Source organism: Tabrizicola sp. BL-A-41-H6 (genome assembly GCF_050632395.1).
GTDB lineage: Bacteria > Pseudomonadota > Alphaproteobacteria > Rhodobacterales > Rhodobacteraceae > JAUYQR01.
Genome location: NZ_CP192600.1, coordinates 1,183,912 through 1,199,704 on the forward strand (window position 1 = coordinate 1,183,912; position 15,793 = coordinate 1,199,704).

The following is a 15,793-nucleotide window of genomic DNA, read 5'->3' on the forward strand; positions in this document are numbered from 1 at the left end:
CCGTCAGACGAATTCGACCGGCCGCTCCCACTGGATCAGGACCACGCATCCGGGATCGGACCAGACCCGATGCTCGGAGCCAGCCGGGTTGAAGATGATGGCGCCCGTGCCGTAGGTGCCAGCGTCGTCGCTTTGCGTGCCGGTCAGAACCAGGATGGTTTCCAGCCCGAGATGCCGGTGCCGCGGCACGGACGCGCCGGGGGCGTAGCGAAGGAGTGCCACATCCGGGAAACCTTGCCCCTGCCAGAGGGGGCAGATCTCGACACCCTCGCGGAACGGCTTGAACGGCATGTCTTCCCAGCCCTGCGGCAGCAGTGCGGCGATGCTTTTGGGCTCAGTCATGCAGGGCTTCCAGAATTGTATCGGTGGGGGCGGCCCAGCCGACGATGCCGCCTTGGGCCACGATCATCTCGATGGCGGCCGCCTTGAAATCGGGAAAGTAGCTTTCGGTGGCGTCGGTCGCGAGCAGGGCGTCATAGCCGCGATCATTGGCTTCGCGCATGGTGGTCTGGACGCAGACCTCGGTCGTGACCCCCGCAAAGACAAGTTTCCGGAGGCCAAGCCGTTGCAGATGCTGGCCGAAATCGGTGCCGTAGAACGCTCCCTTGCCGGGTTTGTCGATCACTAGTTCGCCGGGCAGGGGGGCCAACTCGGGGATGATGTCCGCCCCGGGTTCGCCGGCAATCAGGATGCGGCCCATCGGCCCCGGGTCCCCGATGCGCAAGGCGGGATTGCCGCGGTCGCGTTTGGCGGGCGGCAGGTCCGACAGGTCGGGGCGGTGGCATTCGCGGGTGTGGATCACTGGCAGGCCTGCCGCGCGGAACCCCTCAATCAGGCGGCGGGTCGTCGGGATGATCGCCTGCAGCAGGCTGACATCATTGCCGAGCGACGCGCCAAAGCCGCCCGGTTCGACGAAATCGCGCTGCATGTCGATGACGACAAGGCCAAGCGTGCCCCGGTCGAAGGCGAAGTCGAAGGGCCGGGCGTGGATCACGGGCATCAGGCGTGTCCCGCCATGTAATGGCCGATCTCGGCCACGTTTGCCGTGGCGATGGGTGTCTCGTAGGCGATGTGCCCTTCGGACATCACGATGATCCGATCGGAAAGTTCCATGATTTCATCAAGATCCTCACTGATCAGCAAGATGGCCACGCCCCGGTTCCGCGCCTCGACGAGCCGGTCGCGGATGGTGGCGACGGCGGCGAAATCCAGCCCGAAGCAGGGGTTCGACACGATCAGCACCTCGACGTCGCCGGTCAATTCGCGCGCAAGGACCGCGCGCTGCACGTTGCCGCCGGAGAGCGAGGAGATCCGCGCGGCCGGGCTGGAAGTCTTGACGTTGAAGGCGGAAATGAGGGCGGCGGCATTGCGGGCAATCGCGCCACTGTCTTTCCAGAAGGCAGGCCGTTCGCCGCCGTTTTCGTCAAAGCTGCGGAAGGCGAGGTTTTCAGCGACGCTCATCCGTGGCGCGCAGGCGTTTCGCAACGGTTCTTCCGGCAGATAGCGGACCTTGTGCTGCTTGGCTTCGGTCCGGGTGGCGGTGTAGGGCGCGCCGTTCAGGATGATCCTACCGCCGCTGAGGTGACGCTGGCCGGTCAGGATTTCCATCAGTTCCATCTGGCCGTTGCCGGACACCCCTGCCACGCCCAGTATTTCGCCTGACCGCAAGGAGACGCCGTCGATCGCAATGGGCTTGAGGCCGGAGCGGTCCATCGCCCGCACGCCATCGAGTTGCAGCACGACCTTGCCGGACGTGGGCGCGCGCTGGCGTGTCGAGGGGCTTGGTGCCTCGCCCATCATCATGGCGGCCATGTCGGCAGGAGTCAGGTCGGCCACCCTGCCGCCGCCGACCCGCTTGCCTCGCCGCAACACGGTCAGGTCATCGGCAAAGGCGGTCACTTCGCGGAACTTGTGGGTGATCATCAGGACGGTCAACTCGCCCGCGCTGGTCAGGGCGCGGACATGGCCAAGCACTTCGTCCGCCTCGGCGGGGGTGAGGACGGAGGTCGGCTCGTCAAGGATCAGAAAGCGGTGGCCCAGATAAAGCTGCTTCAGGATTTCGAGCTTTTGCTTTTCCCCGGCGGCCAACCGGTTGACGGGCTGGTCCAGCGGAACGGAAAACGGCATCCGCGCCAGAAACGCCTCAAGTGTGGCGCGTTCGCTTTTCCAGTTGATCACAGCGGGTGCATCGGCGCGGCTGATCACGAGGTTTTCGGCTGCGGTCAGCGACGGGACCAGCGTGAAATGCTGGTAGACCATGCCGAGCCCGAGGCCCTGAGCCACCTTGGGATCGGTCATCTCGACCTCGCGGCCGGCGACGAGGACGGTGCCAGAGGTCGCGCGGTAGAACCCCATGATCGCCTTCACGATGGTGGATTTGCCTGCGCCATTCTCGCCCAGAAGGGCGTGGAAGGTGCCCGCCTCGATCTTGATCGACACGTCATCGAGCGCAGTGAAATCGCCAAAACGCATGGTCATGTTCAGCGCTTCGACGCTGAACGCGCCCTGCGGGGTCCGGTGTGGGCGCGTCATGCGAGGCCTGCGATCAGCGACGCGCTGTCGGAGACCGCGCCGAACACGCCGCCTTGCATCAGCACCATCTTGAGGGCCGCGTCATGGTTGCCCTTGTCGGTGGCGCCGCAGCAATCGTGCAGTAGCACGCATTCAAAGCCACGGTCATTGGCCTCGCGCATCGTGGTGTGGACGCAGACATCAGTGGTGATGCCGGTCAGGATGATGTTGTCGATGCCGCGGGTGCGTAGGATCATCTCGAGGTCGGTGGCGCAGAACGATCCCTTGCCGGGCTTGTCGATGATAATCTCGCCCGAGGCGGGATAGAGGTCGGGGATGATGTCCCACCCCGGTTCGCCCCGGATCAGGATCTTGCCGCAGGGGCCGGGGTCGCCGATGCCCGCGCCGATCTGCTGCGATCGCCAGCGCTTGTTCGCAGGCAGGTCGGAGAGGTCGGGGCGGTGGCCTTCGCGGGTGTGGATGATGGTATAACCCTTGGCGCGCATCGCGGCGAGCACCGCTTTGATCGGCTCGATCGGCGCACGGGTCAGGGAGATATCGTAGCCCATCGTGTCGACATAGCCGCCCGGTCCGCAGAAATCGGTCTGCATGTCGATGATGATGAGCGCGGTGTTGTCGGGGCGTAGGTTGCCGTTCCACGGCCAGGCATAGGGCTGGCTGGCAATCGTCGTCATTCGGCGGCCTCCTGTGTGGGTTGCCCGTAGACACGGGTGGGGGCTGGAAAGCCGCAAGGGGTGCCGTCGGTGATGCGCACGCTGGCTTCCCACGGCAGGCGATAAGCCCCGGCGGCGAGATCGGTCATGTAGGTGTAGGGGCAATCCTGCGCGCCACCCTTGACCGCGACGTAGCCGCGATGGCCGAACTGGTAGGGATTGTTTTCCACTCCCCATCCGGCACGCGCCTCGCGCACTAGGTCGGGGCGGACCTCGGCCGTGATGATCTCGTCCACCCGGCCGGTGGTGCCGTGCGCGATGACGCTGCCGTCGAAGTTGACGATCATGCCTTCGCCCATGCTGTCGAAGGTGCCGTCCGAGCCGCACATGCAGACATTGGCGGTTACCATCAGATTGCAGAAGCTGTTCGACTGATTGGTGAAACGCCAGCTGTCGCGGATCGGTGCTGTGTAGCCGGCGGTGCGGATCATGATCTCGGCCCCCTTGTAGGCGGCTTCGCGCGCCATTTCGGGGAACATGCCGTCGTGGCAAATGATGAGGCCGATCTTCGCGCCCTTCGGCCCGGTGCAGACGGGGATGCCGATGTTGCCCGGCTCCCATGGTTCGACGGGGACCCAAGGGTGCATCTTGCGGTAGTAAAGCTGGACCTCGCCCTTGTCGTCGATGATCAGGCCGGTGTTGTAGGGATAGCCGCCGGGGTTATGCTCCATGATGGAAAAGCAGCCCCAGATCGCGTTGTCGATGCAGGCCTGCTTCAGGGCCGCGACCTCGGGGCCGTCCATGCGGCACATGATGGCGGGGTTGGTGTCCATCGACAGGCCGTGCAGCATGTATTCGGGGAACACCACGAGGTCCATCGTGCCGAGGTTGCGCCTGGCCTTGGCCACCAGTTCCACCACCCGCGCGGTCTGGCGGGCAAGGTCTGCTGGTGTCACGGTGACCGGCAGTTGCAGCTGCACGAGGCCGATCACCACGCCATGTTCCGATTTGTTCAGACCGCCCAGACCGTTCATGCGGCACTCCTATTTCGTGATGCTCAGTTCGGCGGGCGCGCCCTGCATGGCCCGTTCCGGCGAGGAGGTTGCGATCAAGAGCCCCAGCGTCAGCACGTAAGGGGCCGCGAAGAAGAGGTAGTAACCCTCGGTCACGCCCACCGATTGCAGCGCCGGTCCAAGCGCCCCCGCGCCGCCGAACAGGAGCGCCGCCCAGAAGCAGTTGATCGGGTTCCAGCGGGCGAAGATCACCAGCGCGACGGCCATCAGGCCCTGGCCTGAGGACACGCCCTCGGTCCAGCTGCCGGGATAGTAAAGCGAGAGATAGGCCCCCGCGATGCCGGCAAATGCCCCGCCCGCCGCTGTGGACAGTAGGCGCACGCGGTCGGCGTCGAGGCCCATCGCGCGGGCGGCATCGGTGCTGTCGCCCACCACGCGGATCACCAGACCCACGCGGGTGGCGCGGAACATCCACCAGAGAAAGACGGCAAGCACAGCGCCGATGAGAAAGAGCACATTGACCTGAAGTGCGGCCTGAACCTGCGGAACATCGGACCAGCCGCCGAGCGAAATGGACGGCAGCTTTGGCGCGACGGGCTGGATGTAGGGCTTGCCGAAAAAGTAAGCGAGCCCGGTGCCAAGCAGCATCAGCGCGATACCGATGGCAATGTCGTTCACGCCCTTGAACTTGCAGATCCAGCCGTGGAAGAGGCCGAAGACAACGCCGGACAGGGCCGCCGCGGCCACGCCGAGGAAGGGCGATCCCGTCTCATACGCGACTGCGTAGCCGGACATCGCGCCAAAGATCAGCGTTCCTTCAAGACCGAGGTTGATGCGGCCCGACCGTTCCGTAAGACATTCGCCAAGCGAGACGAAGAGAAACGGCGTCGACACGCGGATCGCCCCGGCGAGGATCGCCAGCGGCACGCCCCAGAGGCCGATGTCGACGGGGTCCATCAGCGGCCCTCCCAATAGGCGGGGGTAAAGATCTTGAAGCGGCCGTAGGCGGTTTCGGACAGAAGGATGGCCACGAAGATCATGCCCTGGAACACGAGGATCGTGGCGTCCGGCAGATCCATCCGGCGCTGGATCAACCCGCTGGAGGCGGCAAACCCGCCCAACAGGATCGCCACCGGGATGATGGCGAGCGGATTATGCCGCGCCAAGAAGGCGACAAGGATGCCGGTATAGCCATAGCCCGCAATCAACGACGCGTTGGCCGAGCCGTGCACTGCGGAAACCTCGAAGAACCCGGCGAGCCCGGCGAAAGCCCCGCCAAGTGCGGTGAACCCGATCACCAGCCGCCCGACGGGCAAGCCCTGTACCTGCGCCGCGCGCAGGTTGTCGCCCGCGATGCGGGCCGCGAAGCCGAGGGTCGTCCGCTCGATCAGCACCCAGCACGCGATGCAGGCAAGGATGCCGATCAGAACACCCCAATGCGCGGAAATCAGGGGAATCTCGCCCACGCGCAGGCTTTCGGCCAGCGGCAGGGTCGAGGGTTTGTTGAGGCTGGCGGGGTCGCGGAACGGGCCTTCGACCAGATGGTTGAAAAGCGCGATGGCGATGTAGGCCATAAGGAGCGAGGCGATCGTTTCGTTGACCCCCCGCTTGATGCGGAGCGCGCCGATCGTGGCGATCCAGCCGCCGCCTAGCGCCATCGCGGCAAGTGCCATCAGGACAATGCCCAAGGCGGGCGGCCAGCCAGCCGCAATCGTGCCCGCGACTGCGGCGGCCAGACCGCCGAGGACGATGGCCCCTTCGCCCCCGATGACGACAAGGCCCAGCCGGGCGGGCAGGGCGACGCAGAGGGCGGCGAAAAGGAGGGGTGAGACCTGCGAAAGGGTATTCTGCCAGGAAAACGCCGTGCTGAACCCGGCCGTCCAGACCAGACCGAAGAAGGCGAGCGGCGATTTTCCCACCAGCAGAAGGAAAAGGCTGAAGGCCAGGGATCCCGCCAGCAAGGCTGCAAGCGGGATCACCAAGGCCTCGGACCGGGGCACGATCACTGACAGGGTTGCCGTCCGGGACCGTTGCGCCAAGGGATCGGCCACGTTTGTCACGGTCAGCTCGTGGAGCCGATGACGCCTTCGACCAGATAACCGATGCTTTCGATCGCCACATCAGTTTCGACAAGAGCGGCGCCGGCGGGCACCACTTCGGCCCCGGTGTTGTCCTTGAGCGGGCCTTTGTAGGCGGCGAACCCGCCGGCCATGATCTCGGCCTTGGTCGCTTCGAACTGGGCCCGGCCTGCGTCGGACACGGCGGGTCCAAGTGGGCTCATCTTGATGAAGTTCTCGGCCAGACCGCCGCGCACGAAGTTGTCGATGGTGCCGCCGCTTTGCACGGTTTCGATCATGCCGGTGTATACCCCAGCCCAGTTCCATTCTGCCCCGGTCAGGTACTTGTCGCCCGCCAGTGCTGTCTGGTCGGCGTGATAGCCGCAGACGAATGCCCCGCGACCGGCTGCGGTTTCGCACACCACCTTGGGCCCATCGACGTGGCAGGTGATGACGTCGCAGCCTTGATCGCAAAGCGCGTTTGTGGCCTCGGCCTCCTTGACCGCAAGGGACCATTCACCGGTGAAGATCACCTGGCAGGTGATCGAGGGATCGACCGACCGCGCGCCCAGAAGGAAGGAGTTGATGTTGTTCACCACCTGGGGGATCGGTTTTGCCGCGACGAAACCGATCTTCTTCGTCACGCTCGCGTGGCCGGCGGCGACGCCGTTCAGGTACTGACCCATGCCGATGTAGCCGAAGTAGGAGCCGATGTTGGCCGGGTTTTCCGGCGTCCAGAGGCCGCCCGCATGCTGGAACCGCACGTTCGGGAACTTGGGCGCAAGCTCGAGGATATGCGGGTTGAAGTAGCCGAACGAGGTCGGGAAGATCAGCGTCGCGCCATCGAAGTTGATCATCGATTCCATCGTGTTCTGCACATCGATGGATTCGGGGACGTTTTCCTCTTCCAGAACGGTGACCCCCGGGATCGCCTTGACGGCTGCGGCACCCTCGGCATGCGCCTGATTGTAGCCGAAATCGTCCTTCGGGCCGACGTAGATGAAACCCACGGTCAAGGGCGTCTGCGCCAGAGCCGACCCGGCACCGAGCACGCCGCCCATTGCAGAGACGCCCGCCAGCGCGGCCGATGATCCAAGGAATTTGCGGCGAGACAATACTTTGAAATCATTCATTCAGTTCGCTCCTGTCATGGCTGTACGGCCTGTCACGGCCATCGGAATTTGTTCCTGACAGAGAGGCTAGGGTGTTTTATTGCTTCTGACGTCTGCTATTTTTTCGCAAGAGTGGTGCAAAAAATGCAGCGGTCAGGGGCGAAACATCACGTCAGCGCCTCTAGCGCAAGGCCAAGGCTTTGCGCAAATCGCGCCGAGGCGACGGGCAGGGTGCGGCCGCGCATCTGGCCAAGGAGCAGGTTCCCCGGGGGGACATCGCGGGAGGACAAGGGGCGCACGGTCATCCCCGACCCCGGCCAGATCCGCAGCCCGATCGGGATCTGGAACGCGATTGCATTTTCGTGCAGCACGTAGTGGCGCATGAAGTCGAAGGAATCCGCTTCGACCACCGGCGCGATCGCCCGCGATCCACGCGCGGCGGCGGCGTCCAGCAGGTGGCGCACCCCGAACTGCCGACTTGGCACCACATGCGGATGATCGAGGCAGTCGCGCAGGCGCAACACCGGTTGACCGGACAGCGGGTGGTCCTCGCGCATCAGCACATGGATCGTTTGAGGCACCGACATCTGCACTTCGAAGTCGACCAGCAGCACGGGTTCGAAGACGAGGGCGATATCGCTGCGAAACGTGCTGAGGTCCCGCTCGGCCGCGTCACGGTCGCGGACGCTGACTGAGAAGGTCACGCCGGGGTGGCTTTCGCGGTAACGGGCGATCTGTTCCGGCATGAAATAGGGGATCAACGCCTGCGAACAGGCGACCGACACGTGGCCGCGCCGGATGCCCGACAGATCGGCAACCTGGCTCTGCACCCTGCGCAGGTCAGATACCTGCGCGCGGAAATGCTGGACCAGCAGTTCCCCCGCCGGGTTCAACCGCACGCCGCGCGGCAGGCGTTCGAAGATCTCGGAGCCGAACTCCTCCTCGAACCGCTGGATCCTGCGGTTCAGCGCCGAGGCGGTGATGTTCATGTCATCGGCCGCCTTGCGGATCGACCCGGCCCGCATCACTGCTTCGATGTAGGCGAAGTCCTGCAAGTGTTTCATGATGCCCCCTTTCCGATGCCCGCGTCTGGCGCAAGCGGCGGTGCATTTTTTGCACCGCTTTTGTGAATTCTTAGCATTTGTGTTGAGCGCGTTGAAGCATGACCCTGTCAAAGCTGGAAATCAGCCCTCAAGAAGGACAGATCGTGACTGACATAGCCCTGACAATCCCGGCCCTGCATGCCGCCTATGCGGCCGGAACGCCGGTCGCGCGTGTCATCGCGCAGGTCTATGACCGGATTGCGGAGGTGGGCGATCCCGCCATCTTCATCACGCTTCTGCCACAGGACGAGGTGCTTGAGGCCGCGCGGGCGCTGGGCCCCTATGATCCCGCCCGCTCGCTTTGGGGGGTGCCTTTCGCGGTCAAGGACAACGTCGATGTTGCCGGGTGCCCGACGACAGCCGCATGCCCGGCCTTCGCCTACATGGCCGTGGAGGATGCCTTTGTCGTGGCCCGGCTCAAGGCCGCCGGGGCCCTGTGCATCGGCAAGACCAACCTTGACCAGTTCGCGACGGGGCTGGTGGGTGTTCGCTCGCCCTACGGTGTGCCCTTGAACGCGCTGGATGCTGCCATCGTGCCGGGGGGATCCTCGGCAGGGTCTGCCGTGGCCGTGGCGCAGGGTATCGTGACGCTGGCGCTTGGTACCGATACCGCCGGGTCTGGACGTGTGCCGGCGGCGTTGAACAACATCGTAGGCCTGAAGCCCAGTCTGGGTGCCTTGTCGGCGACCGGAGTCGTCCCGGCCTGCCGCAGCATCGAGACCGTGTCGATCTTCGGGCTCACCGTGCAGGATGCCTGGCGCGCCTATCAGGCCACGTGCGTCTATGACCCTGCCGATGCCTATGCCCGCCCCTTCGCCGCGCCCGCCCTTTCGCCCGCGCCACCGGTTCTGAAGGTTGGCATTCCCAGCCCGCAAAGCATCCGTTTCTTTGGCGATGTCGTGCAGTCCGCCTCGTTCGACGAGGCGGTCAGCCTGCTTGGGTCCTCCGGCGCCGTGATCGTCGAAGTGGATTTTGCGCCGCTCTATGCCGTGGCTGCCATGCTGTATGACGGGGCCTGGGTGGCCGAGCGGTACACGGTGATCGAAGACCTGCTGAAATCCGACCCCGAGGCGATTCTTCCCGTTACGCGCAAGATCATCTGCACGGCGGAAAGCCTGAGCGCCGCCGACGCGTTTCGGGGCATGTACCGGTTGAAGGAACTGGCACGGCTTGCCGAGCCGTCGCTGGCGGGACTGGACCTGCTGTGCGTACCGACGATCCCCACGTTCTACACGGTGCAGGATCTGAAGGACGATCCGGTCACGCCCAATTCGAACTTCGGCACCTACACGAATTTCGTCAACCTCTTGAACATGTGCGGCCTTGCCGTCCCGACACCAGCCCGCAGCGACGGGCGGCCGGGTAGCGTGACCCTGTTGGCCCAGGCGGGGCAGGACCACCTGCTGGCCGCCGTGGCGCTGGGGCTGGAAGCGGCAGGTGACCGGACGCTTGGGGCGACGCAGTGGCCCGTCCCCGCGCAGCCCCTTTCGCCCGCGCCACTGGCCGATACCATCACCATCGCCGTCTGTGGTGCGCACATGTCGGGCCTGCCATTGAATGGCGACCTTGTGGCGCGCGGTGCGGTCTTTGTCGGCAAGGCCCGAACCAACGCGGATTACCGGTTCTATGCCTTGCCCGGCGGCCCCCCTTATCGTCCCGGCCTTGTCCGGGTGGAACCCGGTCACGGGGCCGAGATTGCATTGGAGCTTTGGGCCATGCCGCTTGCCGGTTTTGGCAGCTTCATGCAGACCGTGCCATCGCCATTGGGCATTGGGACGGTTCAACTTTCTGACGGCGGGAAAGTCTACGGCTTCATTTGCGAAAACCGGGCCACCGATGGCGCGCGCGACATCACCGATTTCGCCGACTGGCGACGGTTCCTGCAGGATCAGTCGTGAGGGTGTTGTCAGAGGAGCTTCGCTTGCCGCATGACAGGCCGCTCCGGTAGCCTGCCCGGATGACCAAACGCTCCCCATTCCACTACTTCAAGACGAGTCCAGAGATCATCCGCTTGGCGGTGATGCTCTACATCCGCTTCCCGTTATCGCTGCGCAACGTCGAGGACCTGCTCCATGAGCGTGGCATCGAGATTAGCCACGAGACCGTGCGGTACTGGTGGACCAAGTTCGGGCTGAAGCCATCAAAGTCCGCAGTGAGTGTGTTTCGGAATTCTGTTCTTATATAATTCAATTACTTAGTATGTAGAAGGTTCGACGGCAGTCGCGTTCCCTCCGCCACTTGTCCTCACGAAAGCGTTCTCCCGATCCATTTGTGGCCGGATTTTTTCGTTGTTTTCGGGGGTTATGCGGGTGGGGCTGAGCACCGGCGTCCGTGCAAGGAGGACAGGGAACATTCTCTCGGAGCCGATATTCTCCAGACCTGATGCCTACGCTGTTTTGGTGTGCAGGTTGTAAGGCATTGCAAAGGAACAATTTTCGCGAACCCTCGATTCGGGTTGGATCGGAGTGGCGCCCGCACGTCTTGGGACTGTTGTCGAAACTGGCCTGCTGCCGGTTTTGTTGACGGGCAGTTAAGCTAACCCGGCCCTCTTTTCGAACTCGACCGGGCTGAGGTAGCCGATGGTCGAGTGCCTGCGAACCGTGTTGTAGAACCTTTCGATGTAGTCGAACACATCTGCCCTGGCGGCATCGCGCGTCCGGTAGATCTTCTTGCCGATCCTTTCCGTCTTGAGCGACGAGAAGAAGCTCTCCATGGCCGCATTGTCCCAGACATTGCCGGACCGGCTCATCGAGCATTGCACGCCGTTGTCGGCCATGAGTTTCTGGAACTGCTCGCTGGTGTATTGGCTGCCCTGATCGGAATGATGCAGGAGCGCGTCCGGCTTGCCGCGCCGCCAGATGGCCATGACGAGGGCGTCGGTGACGAGTTTAGCGGTCATCTCTGCCTTCATCGACCAGCCGACCACGCGCCGAGAGAACAGGTCGATGACCGTCGCAACGTAGAGCCAGCCCTCGGCGGTCCAGACATAGGTGAAGTCCGCGATCCACTTCTGGTTCGGGCGATCAGCATGGAACGCACGATCCAGAACGTTCGAGGCAGCCACTGTCAGGCGCTGCCCCTCGTCCTTCGGCAATCCGCGCCGACGCGGCCGTGCCCTGAGCGCTTGGGCCTGCATCAGGCGTTCGATGCGATGCAAGCCGCAGTCGACGCCCTCGGCCAGAACATCGCGCCAGACACGCCGGGCTCCATAAGTGCGGGCGCTGGCGATGAAGCTCGCCCGCACCTTCGCGCCGGTCTCTTCGTCTTCCCGGCTGCGCCTCGACGGAGCGCGGCCAAGCCAGGCATGGAAACCTGACCGTGACACATCCAGCGCGTCACACAGCCAACTCACCGGCCAGATGTGGCGGTGCTTCGCGACGAAAGCAAACCTCATGTCACTTCCCTCGCGAAGTAGGCGTCGCCAGTGGTTTCTCGAACCAATGGCGCAACCACTGGCAACCCTTTTTTAGGATGTCGCGCTCTGCCTTGAGTTTGGCGACCTCTCTGCGCAGCCGATCAATCTCCAGCCGCTCAGGCTTCATCTGCCCGTGACCCGGAAACGCCTGCGAGGGATCCGTCTCCAGCTCCCGCACCCACTTCCGCAGAACATTCGCATGAACCCCCAGATCGCGTGACGCCTGAGCCGACGTCACCCCTCGATCCCTCACCAACTTCACCGCCTCAAGCTTGAACTCGCGGCTGAACTTCCGTCTCTCCATGGAAAACTCCGATCCCGTTGAAACACCCTATCTCGGTGTCCACAAAACCGGCAGCAGGCCAGACTTCACTGTTCGCCTTGGAGTTTCGCTTTGAACGGCCGGTGAGGGCGGAACGCGTTATGTCAGCAGCGCAGTATGGCAGGCGCAGAAATATCAACAGAGCGGACATTCCAGCTGACCTCAACACTCTCTCGTCTCACTCTGTGGCGACAGAATGTGAAATCCATCAGTCAAGGCCAAGATGGACTTGCCCGGAAAATCTGCAAGCGCCCGGCCTAACTGCTCTGCCGCATGATGATGGTGCCGCTTAGTGTCCAAAGGTCATGTAGCCTAGGCAGAGGCGGGAAACCTTGAGGCCGCTGTTGCCAAGTCGCTTGTGTTCCATGGTTTTCTCCTGGGTTGGGGTTGAGGCTATGAGTAGCGTGCATACTAGCAAAGCGCACATGATTGCGGGCAGGCGCCTGTCGTGATGAGCGCTTGGTTCGCCGGTGGCCTTTCTTTTGGCCGAAAAAATGTTCTAGGCTTTGTCCGAATGGCAGCTCTAGCCGCGTCAGTGTTTCAGAGCCGGATGAGCCGCCTCAGCAACCAAAGACGGGGACTACAAAATGCAATACATGCTGATGTTTTATGAGAACGAGGCCGAGATCGCCGCCCAGCGCGAAAACGCCGAACGTGCCGGACCCTATTGGGACGCCTGGAACGCCTATATGGGTGCGCTGTACCCGACAGGAATCGTCCTAAGAGGCGATGCGCTTCTGCCCCCTTCGGCGGCAACCTCGGTACGGCTCGAAAGCGGCAAGCGCATGGTGCAGGACGGACCAGTGGCGGCTACCAAGGAACAGCTGGCCGGTTATGTCGTAATCGAGGTCCCGGACCTCGACGCGGCGCTGCACTGGGCGGCGCGCTGCCCTGCGGCCACCTACGGGGCTGTCGAAGTGCGCCCCGTGCTGAATCTGTCCAATCAGGGCTAAGCGGTGGACCGCAGCCTTCAAGACCATGGGCGGCGGGCGGCGGAGAACGCTGCCCGAACTTCCTATGGGCGCCTCCTCGCGTATCTCGCGCGAGCATGGCGCGACGTGGCGGCGGCTGAAGATGCGCTCGCGGAGGCCTTTGCCAAAGCGCTCGACATCTGGCCCACGAAAGGCGTGCCGGCCAACCCCGATGCCTGGCTGATGGTGACAGCGCGAAACCGGCTGCGCGATAGAGCGCGGGCGCGGAAAACACGCGAACAAACGACCAGCAGCCTCCTGGTGCTGGCACCGAAAGAAACCGAGGAAATGCCCGCGATTGCCGACAAGCGGCTGGAGCTGATGTTTGTGTGCGGCCACCCGGCAATCGAAGCTGCCGCGCGCACGCCGCTGATGCTGCAAACCGTGCTGGGGCTGACGGCCGAGCGCATCGCCTCTTCGTTCCTTGTTTCGCCCGACACGATGGGACGGCGGCTGAGCCGGGCCAAAGCGCGCATCAAGGACACGGGGATTGCCTTTGAAGTGCCAGACGAAGACGAGCTGGGTGAACGCATGGGCGATGTGCTCGAGGCGATCTACGCCGCTTATGGGCAGGGCTGGGACAGTTCGGGTAGCGACGACCAGACGCGCAAGGGGCTGACCGAAGAAGCGATCTGGCTGGCGCGGGTGCTGGTGGAACTGCAGCCGGACGCCGCCGAGGCGCTGGGTCTTCTGGCGCTGATGCTGTTTTGCGAAAGCCGCAGCGCCGCGCGGCGGGTGGATGGCCGCTATGTGCCGCTGGCCGAGCAGGATACGGCGCTCTGGAACATGCCGATGGCGCGCGAGGCTGAGGACAAATTGCGAACTGCCGGAGGGCTCATGCAGCCAGGGCGTTTCCAGCTGGAAGCGGCGATCCAGTCGGTACTGGTGCAATCGCACCTGACGGGTGCGGATTTGCGCCTGCCGGTGTGGACGCTGCATGGGCTATTGGCGCAGAAAGCCCCCACGATCGGCAATCTGGTGGGGCTGGCTGCAGCCACGGCCGAGGTGCATGGCCCTGAAGCGGGCCTTCATGAACTGGCGCAGCTGCCCGAAGCGGTGACGGGCGACTATCAGCCGTTCTGGGCGCTCAAGGCGCAATTGTTGCAGCAGCTGGGCGCCGACCAACAAGCCACTGCAACGGCTTTCAGGCGGGCCATTGGCTTGGCGGAGGATGGGGCATTGCGCGCATATCTCATCGGCAAGTCAACGCAACAGGCCGGTTGAGCAACGGCACAGGCGATGAGTTTTTATTCCTTCGGGTTCGCGGGGGTGGTCGAAACCCTCGACTATGAAAAGTATCTTTATGCCGTAATCTACCTGCCGGCTGAGATCGCCGCCCAGTTGCCGCTCGCTGTTCATCCGCGGCTGCGCGTCGAGGGCGAAATCAACGACACTCCGTTTTCCGGCGCGTTCAGATGGCGCCCGTCAGCGCACTCCCATATCATCAACTCTGGTTTTGCTGCGCCCCCTGTCGGCGGCAGCTTGCGAGAATGTGGCCTCGCGGCGCAAACTGCGTCTGACCGTCTGCTCTGCGCCGGAAGCAACCGCCAGAACGCGAAGGGCGGGAAGCGGACACTTGTGAGGAAACCGCCAACGGCCACTTAGGTGCCGTTGGGACGATGCGGCTACAGGTGACGATGGAAGCGGAAACCGGGCGAATGCTTCGGCGCGAATAAGCGGCGGTAGCAGTCCGGCACTTGGTCTTTCGAAACGCAGGGCACCTGTTCTCAGATCCGTCAGGCCTTTCGTTCTCCCCTTTGCTCAAGGGGAACGCAAAGAAGCTGAATGAAACCGCAACGCGGTAGACAAGGCTCCAAAGGACCAGCATCACTCGCTGACACTAGATCAAATGGGATGGAGGCGAACCATGGACCGTGCCGTTGCAGAGCGATACATCCTAAGCGCCGGTTGGTTGGCTGAGCGCCCGAAAGCCTTCCAGTCAATGATCCTGCAACGCGCGCGGCTGGTCGAGATCGCGAACGGAGACGAAATCCTGACTGCCGGTGACGAGGGAGGGGGTATCTACGGGGTCGTTTGCGGCGGGGTCGGCGCCTACGTGCCGCAAGAACTTGAAGGCGAGAAGCTGTGCCGCATCCTGCGGACTGGTGCGTGGTTCGGCTACGGGCCTTTCATCCGCGGCAGGCCCAGGAGCATGTCCTTCCGGATCATGGAGCCCAGCGTTCTGATGCACCTGTCGCTTGCAACACTGAACCAGACGGCTCAGGCTTCCATTGAGAACGTGCGAGCGTTGTCGGCCATGACGGAATACGGTGTCGACGTTGCACTGGAGATCATCGCCGACCTCAAGGTAACGTCATCCCATCGCAGAGTGGCGACGGCTTTGCTGCGTTCGATGCCGCCGGTGGCCAATGGTGCTGACGGGGGACCACCGCGAATTTTCGCGACACAGGACCAGGTCGGAGAGCTTTCGAACCTGACACGTGATGTGGTCAATCGCGAACTTTCCAGGCTGACCCAGAGCGGCGCGGTAAGTCTCGGATACAGGTATGTTGATATCCTGGATGCAGCCAAACTGCGAAGGATTGCCCTTGAGGGGTATGGGTATCCGGACAAGCACGGCCCGTAATGCTCATGTTCCGCAAGGTCTGCTGAGC

Annotated in this window: 14 protein-coding genes and 2 pseudogenes; 6 read left to right on the plus strand and 10 right to left on the minus strand. The window is 63.5% G+C overall.

Going from position 1 to position 15,793, the window contains the following annotated elements; genetic code table 11:
- Positions 1-3: 3 nt before the first annotated feature.
- The 9 genes from ACROUL_RS05905 to ACROUL_RS05945 form a co-directional block, all read right to left on the minus strand.
- A complete protein-coding gene (locus ACROUL_RS05905; RefSeq protein WP_431298591.1) occupies positions 4-342 on the minus strand; it encodes a cupin domain-containing protein in 339 nt (112 codons plus the stop codon).
- A complete protein-coding gene (locus ACROUL_RS05910) occupies positions 335-1,000 on the minus strand; it encodes a cysteine hydrolase family protein (protein WP_431298592.1) in 666 nt (221 codons plus the stop codon). The genes ACROUL_RS05905 and ACROUL_RS05910 overlap by 8 nt, the downstream gene beginning before the upstream one ends.
- Positions 1,000-2,532 (minus strand): ABC transporter ATP-binding protein, encoded by a 1,533-nt coding sequence (locus ACROUL_RS05915; RefSeq protein WP_431298593.1) that lies wholly within the window; start codon positions 2,530-2,532, stop codon positions 1,000-1,002. Before ACROUL_RS05915 ends, ACROUL_RS05910 begins: the two co-directional genes overlap by 1 nt.
- Positions 2,529-3,206 carry a biuret amidohydrolase gene (gene biuH / locus ACROUL_RS05920; RefSeq protein WP_431298594.1) on the minus strand — a complete coding sequence of 226 codons (678 nt, stop codon included), beginning with the start codon at positions 3,204-3,206 and terminating at the stop codon, positions 2,529-2,531. The genes ACROUL_RS05915 and biuH overlap by 4 nt, the downstream gene beginning before the upstream one ends.
- The gene (locus ACROUL_RS05925; protein WP_431298595.1) at positions 3,203-4,219 is read right to left on the minus strand and encodes a formamidase; all 1,017 of its coding nucleotides are present in this window, start codon (positions 4,217-4,219) and stop codon (positions 3,203-3,205) included. The genes biuH and ACROUL_RS05925 overlap by 4 nt, the downstream gene beginning before the upstream one ends.
- A gap of 9 nt (positions 4,220-4,228) precedes the next feature.
- Positions 4,229-5,155: an ABC transporter permease gene (locus ACROUL_RS05930; RefSeq protein WP_431298596.1), complete on the minus strand. Its 927-nt coding sequence runs from the start codon at positions 5,153-5,155 to the stop codon at positions 4,229-4,231.
- Complete coding sequence (locus ACROUL_RS05935; protein ID WP_431298597.1) at positions 5,155-6,258, minus strand: ABC transporter permease; 1,104 nt, start codon at positions 6,256-6,258, stop codon at positions 5,155-5,157. Before ACROUL_RS05935 ends, ACROUL_RS05930 begins: the two co-directional genes overlap by 1 nt.
- Before the next feature lie 2 nt (positions 6,259-6,260).
- Positions 6,261-7,388: a BMP family ABC transporter substrate-binding protein gene (locus ACROUL_RS05940; protein WP_431298598.1), complete on the minus strand. Its 1,128-nt coding sequence runs from the start codon at positions 7,386-7,388 to the stop codon at positions 6,261-6,263.
- Between the two features lie 146 nt (positions 7,389-7,534).
- Positions 7,535-8,431: a LysR family transcriptional regulator gene (locus ACROUL_RS05945; protein WP_431298599.1), complete on the minus strand. Its 897-nt coding sequence runs from the start codon at positions 8,429-8,431 to the stop codon at positions 7,535-7,537.
- Positions 8,432-8,574: 143 nt separating this feature from the next.
- On the opposite strand from ACROUL_RS05945, the gene atzF reads away from it, so the two are divergent.
- Positions 8,575-10,368: an allophanate hydrolase gene (atzF, locus tag ACROUL_RS05950; RefSeq protein WP_431298600.1), complete on the plus strand. Its 1,794-nt coding sequence runs from the start codon at positions 8,575-8,577 to the stop codon at positions 10,366-10,368.
- A 59-nt stretch (positions 10,369-10,427) separates the two neighbouring features.
- Positions 10,428-10,601: pseudogene (locus tag ACROUL_RS05955) on the plus strand (IS6 family transposase); the annotation flags it as partial.
- A 399-nt stretch (positions 10,602-11,000) separates the two neighbouring features.
- Here ACROUL_RS05955 and ACROUL_RS05960 read toward each other — a convergent pair.
- Positions 11,001-12,189, minus strand: a pseudogene (locus tag ACROUL_RS05960) (IS3 family transposase).
- Positions 12,190-12,803: 614 nt separating this feature from the next.
- Between ACROUL_RS05960 and ACROUL_RS05965 the strand changes: the two are divergent.
- The 4 genes from ACROUL_RS05965 (at position 12,804) to ACROUL_RS05980 (ending at position 15,765) form a co-directional block, all read left to right on the plus strand.
- On the plus strand, positions 12,804-13,160 hold the full coding sequence (locus ACROUL_RS05965; protein WP_431298601.1) for a YciI family protein: 357 nt from the start codon (positions 12,804-12,806) through the stop codon (positions 13,158-13,160).
- Between the two features lie 3 nt (positions 13,161-13,163).
- Positions 13,164-14,402, plus strand: coding sequence for an RNA polymerase sigma factor (locus ACROUL_RS05970; RefSeq protein WP_431298602.1), 1,239 nt, complete (start codon positions 13,164-13,166; stop codon positions 14,400-14,402).
- A 15-nt stretch (positions 14,403-14,417) separates the two neighbouring features.
- Positions 14,418-14,783: a hypothetical protein gene (locus ACROUL_RS05975; protein WP_431298603.1), complete on the plus strand. Its 366-nt coding sequence runs from the start codon at positions 14,418-14,420 to the stop codon at positions 14,781-14,783.
- Between the two features lie 262 nt (positions 14,784-15,045).
- Positions 15,046-15,765, plus strand: coding sequence for a Crp/Fnr family transcriptional regulator (locus ACROUL_RS05980; protein ID WP_431298604.1), 720 nt, complete (start codon positions 15,046-15,048; stop codon positions 15,763-15,765).
- Positions 15,766-15,793: the final 28 nt, after the last annotated feature.

Excerpts from the sequence above, each read along its gene's own strand:
- ACROUL_RS05905 (WP_431298591.1), bottom strand. The coding sequence starts at position 342 with ATGACTGAGCCCAAAAGCATCGCCGCACTGCTGCCGCAGGGCTGGGAA.
- ACROUL_RS05910 (WP_431298592.1), bottom strand. The coding sequence starts at position 1,000 with ATGCCCGTGATCCACGCCCGGCCCTTCGACTTCGCCTTCGACCGGGGC.
- ACROUL_RS05915 (WP_431298593.1), bottom strand. The coding sequence starts at position 2,532 with ATGACGCGCCCACACCGGACCCCGCAGGGCGCGTTCAGCGTCGAAGCG.
- biuH (WP_431298594.1), bottom strand. The coding sequence starts at position 3,206 with ATGACGACGATTGCCAGCCAGCCCTATGCCTGGCCGTGGAACGGCAAC.
- ACROUL_RS05925 (WP_431298595.1), bottom strand. The coding sequence starts at position 4,219 with ATGAACGGTCTGGGCGGTCTGAACAAATCGGAACATGGCGTGGTGATC.
- ACROUL_RS05930 (WP_431298596.1), bottom strand. The coding sequence starts at position 5,155 with ATGGACCCCGTCGACATCGGCCTCTGGGGCGTGCCGCTGGCGATCCTC.
- ACROUL_RS05940 (WP_431298598.1), bottom strand. The coding sequence starts at position 7,388 with ATGAATGATTTCAAAGTATTGTCTCGCCGCAAATTCCTTGGATCATCG.
- ACROUL_RS05945 (WP_431298599.1), bottom strand. The coding sequence starts at position 8,431 with ATGAAACACTTGCAGGACTTCGCCTACATCGAAGCAGTGATGCGGGCC.
- ACROUL_RS05965 (WP_431298601.1), top strand. The coding sequence starts at position 12,804 with ATGCTGATGTTTTATGAGAACGAGGCCGAGATCGCCGCCCAGCGCGAA.
- ACROUL_RS05975 (WP_431298603.1), top strand. The coding sequence starts at position 14,418 with ATGAGTTTTTATTCCTTCGGGTTCGCGGGGGTGGTCGAAACCCTCGAC.
- ACROUL_RS05980 (WP_431298604.1), top strand. The coding sequence starts at position 15,046 with ATGGACCGTGCCGTTGCAGAGCGATACATCCTAAGCGCCGGTTGGTTG.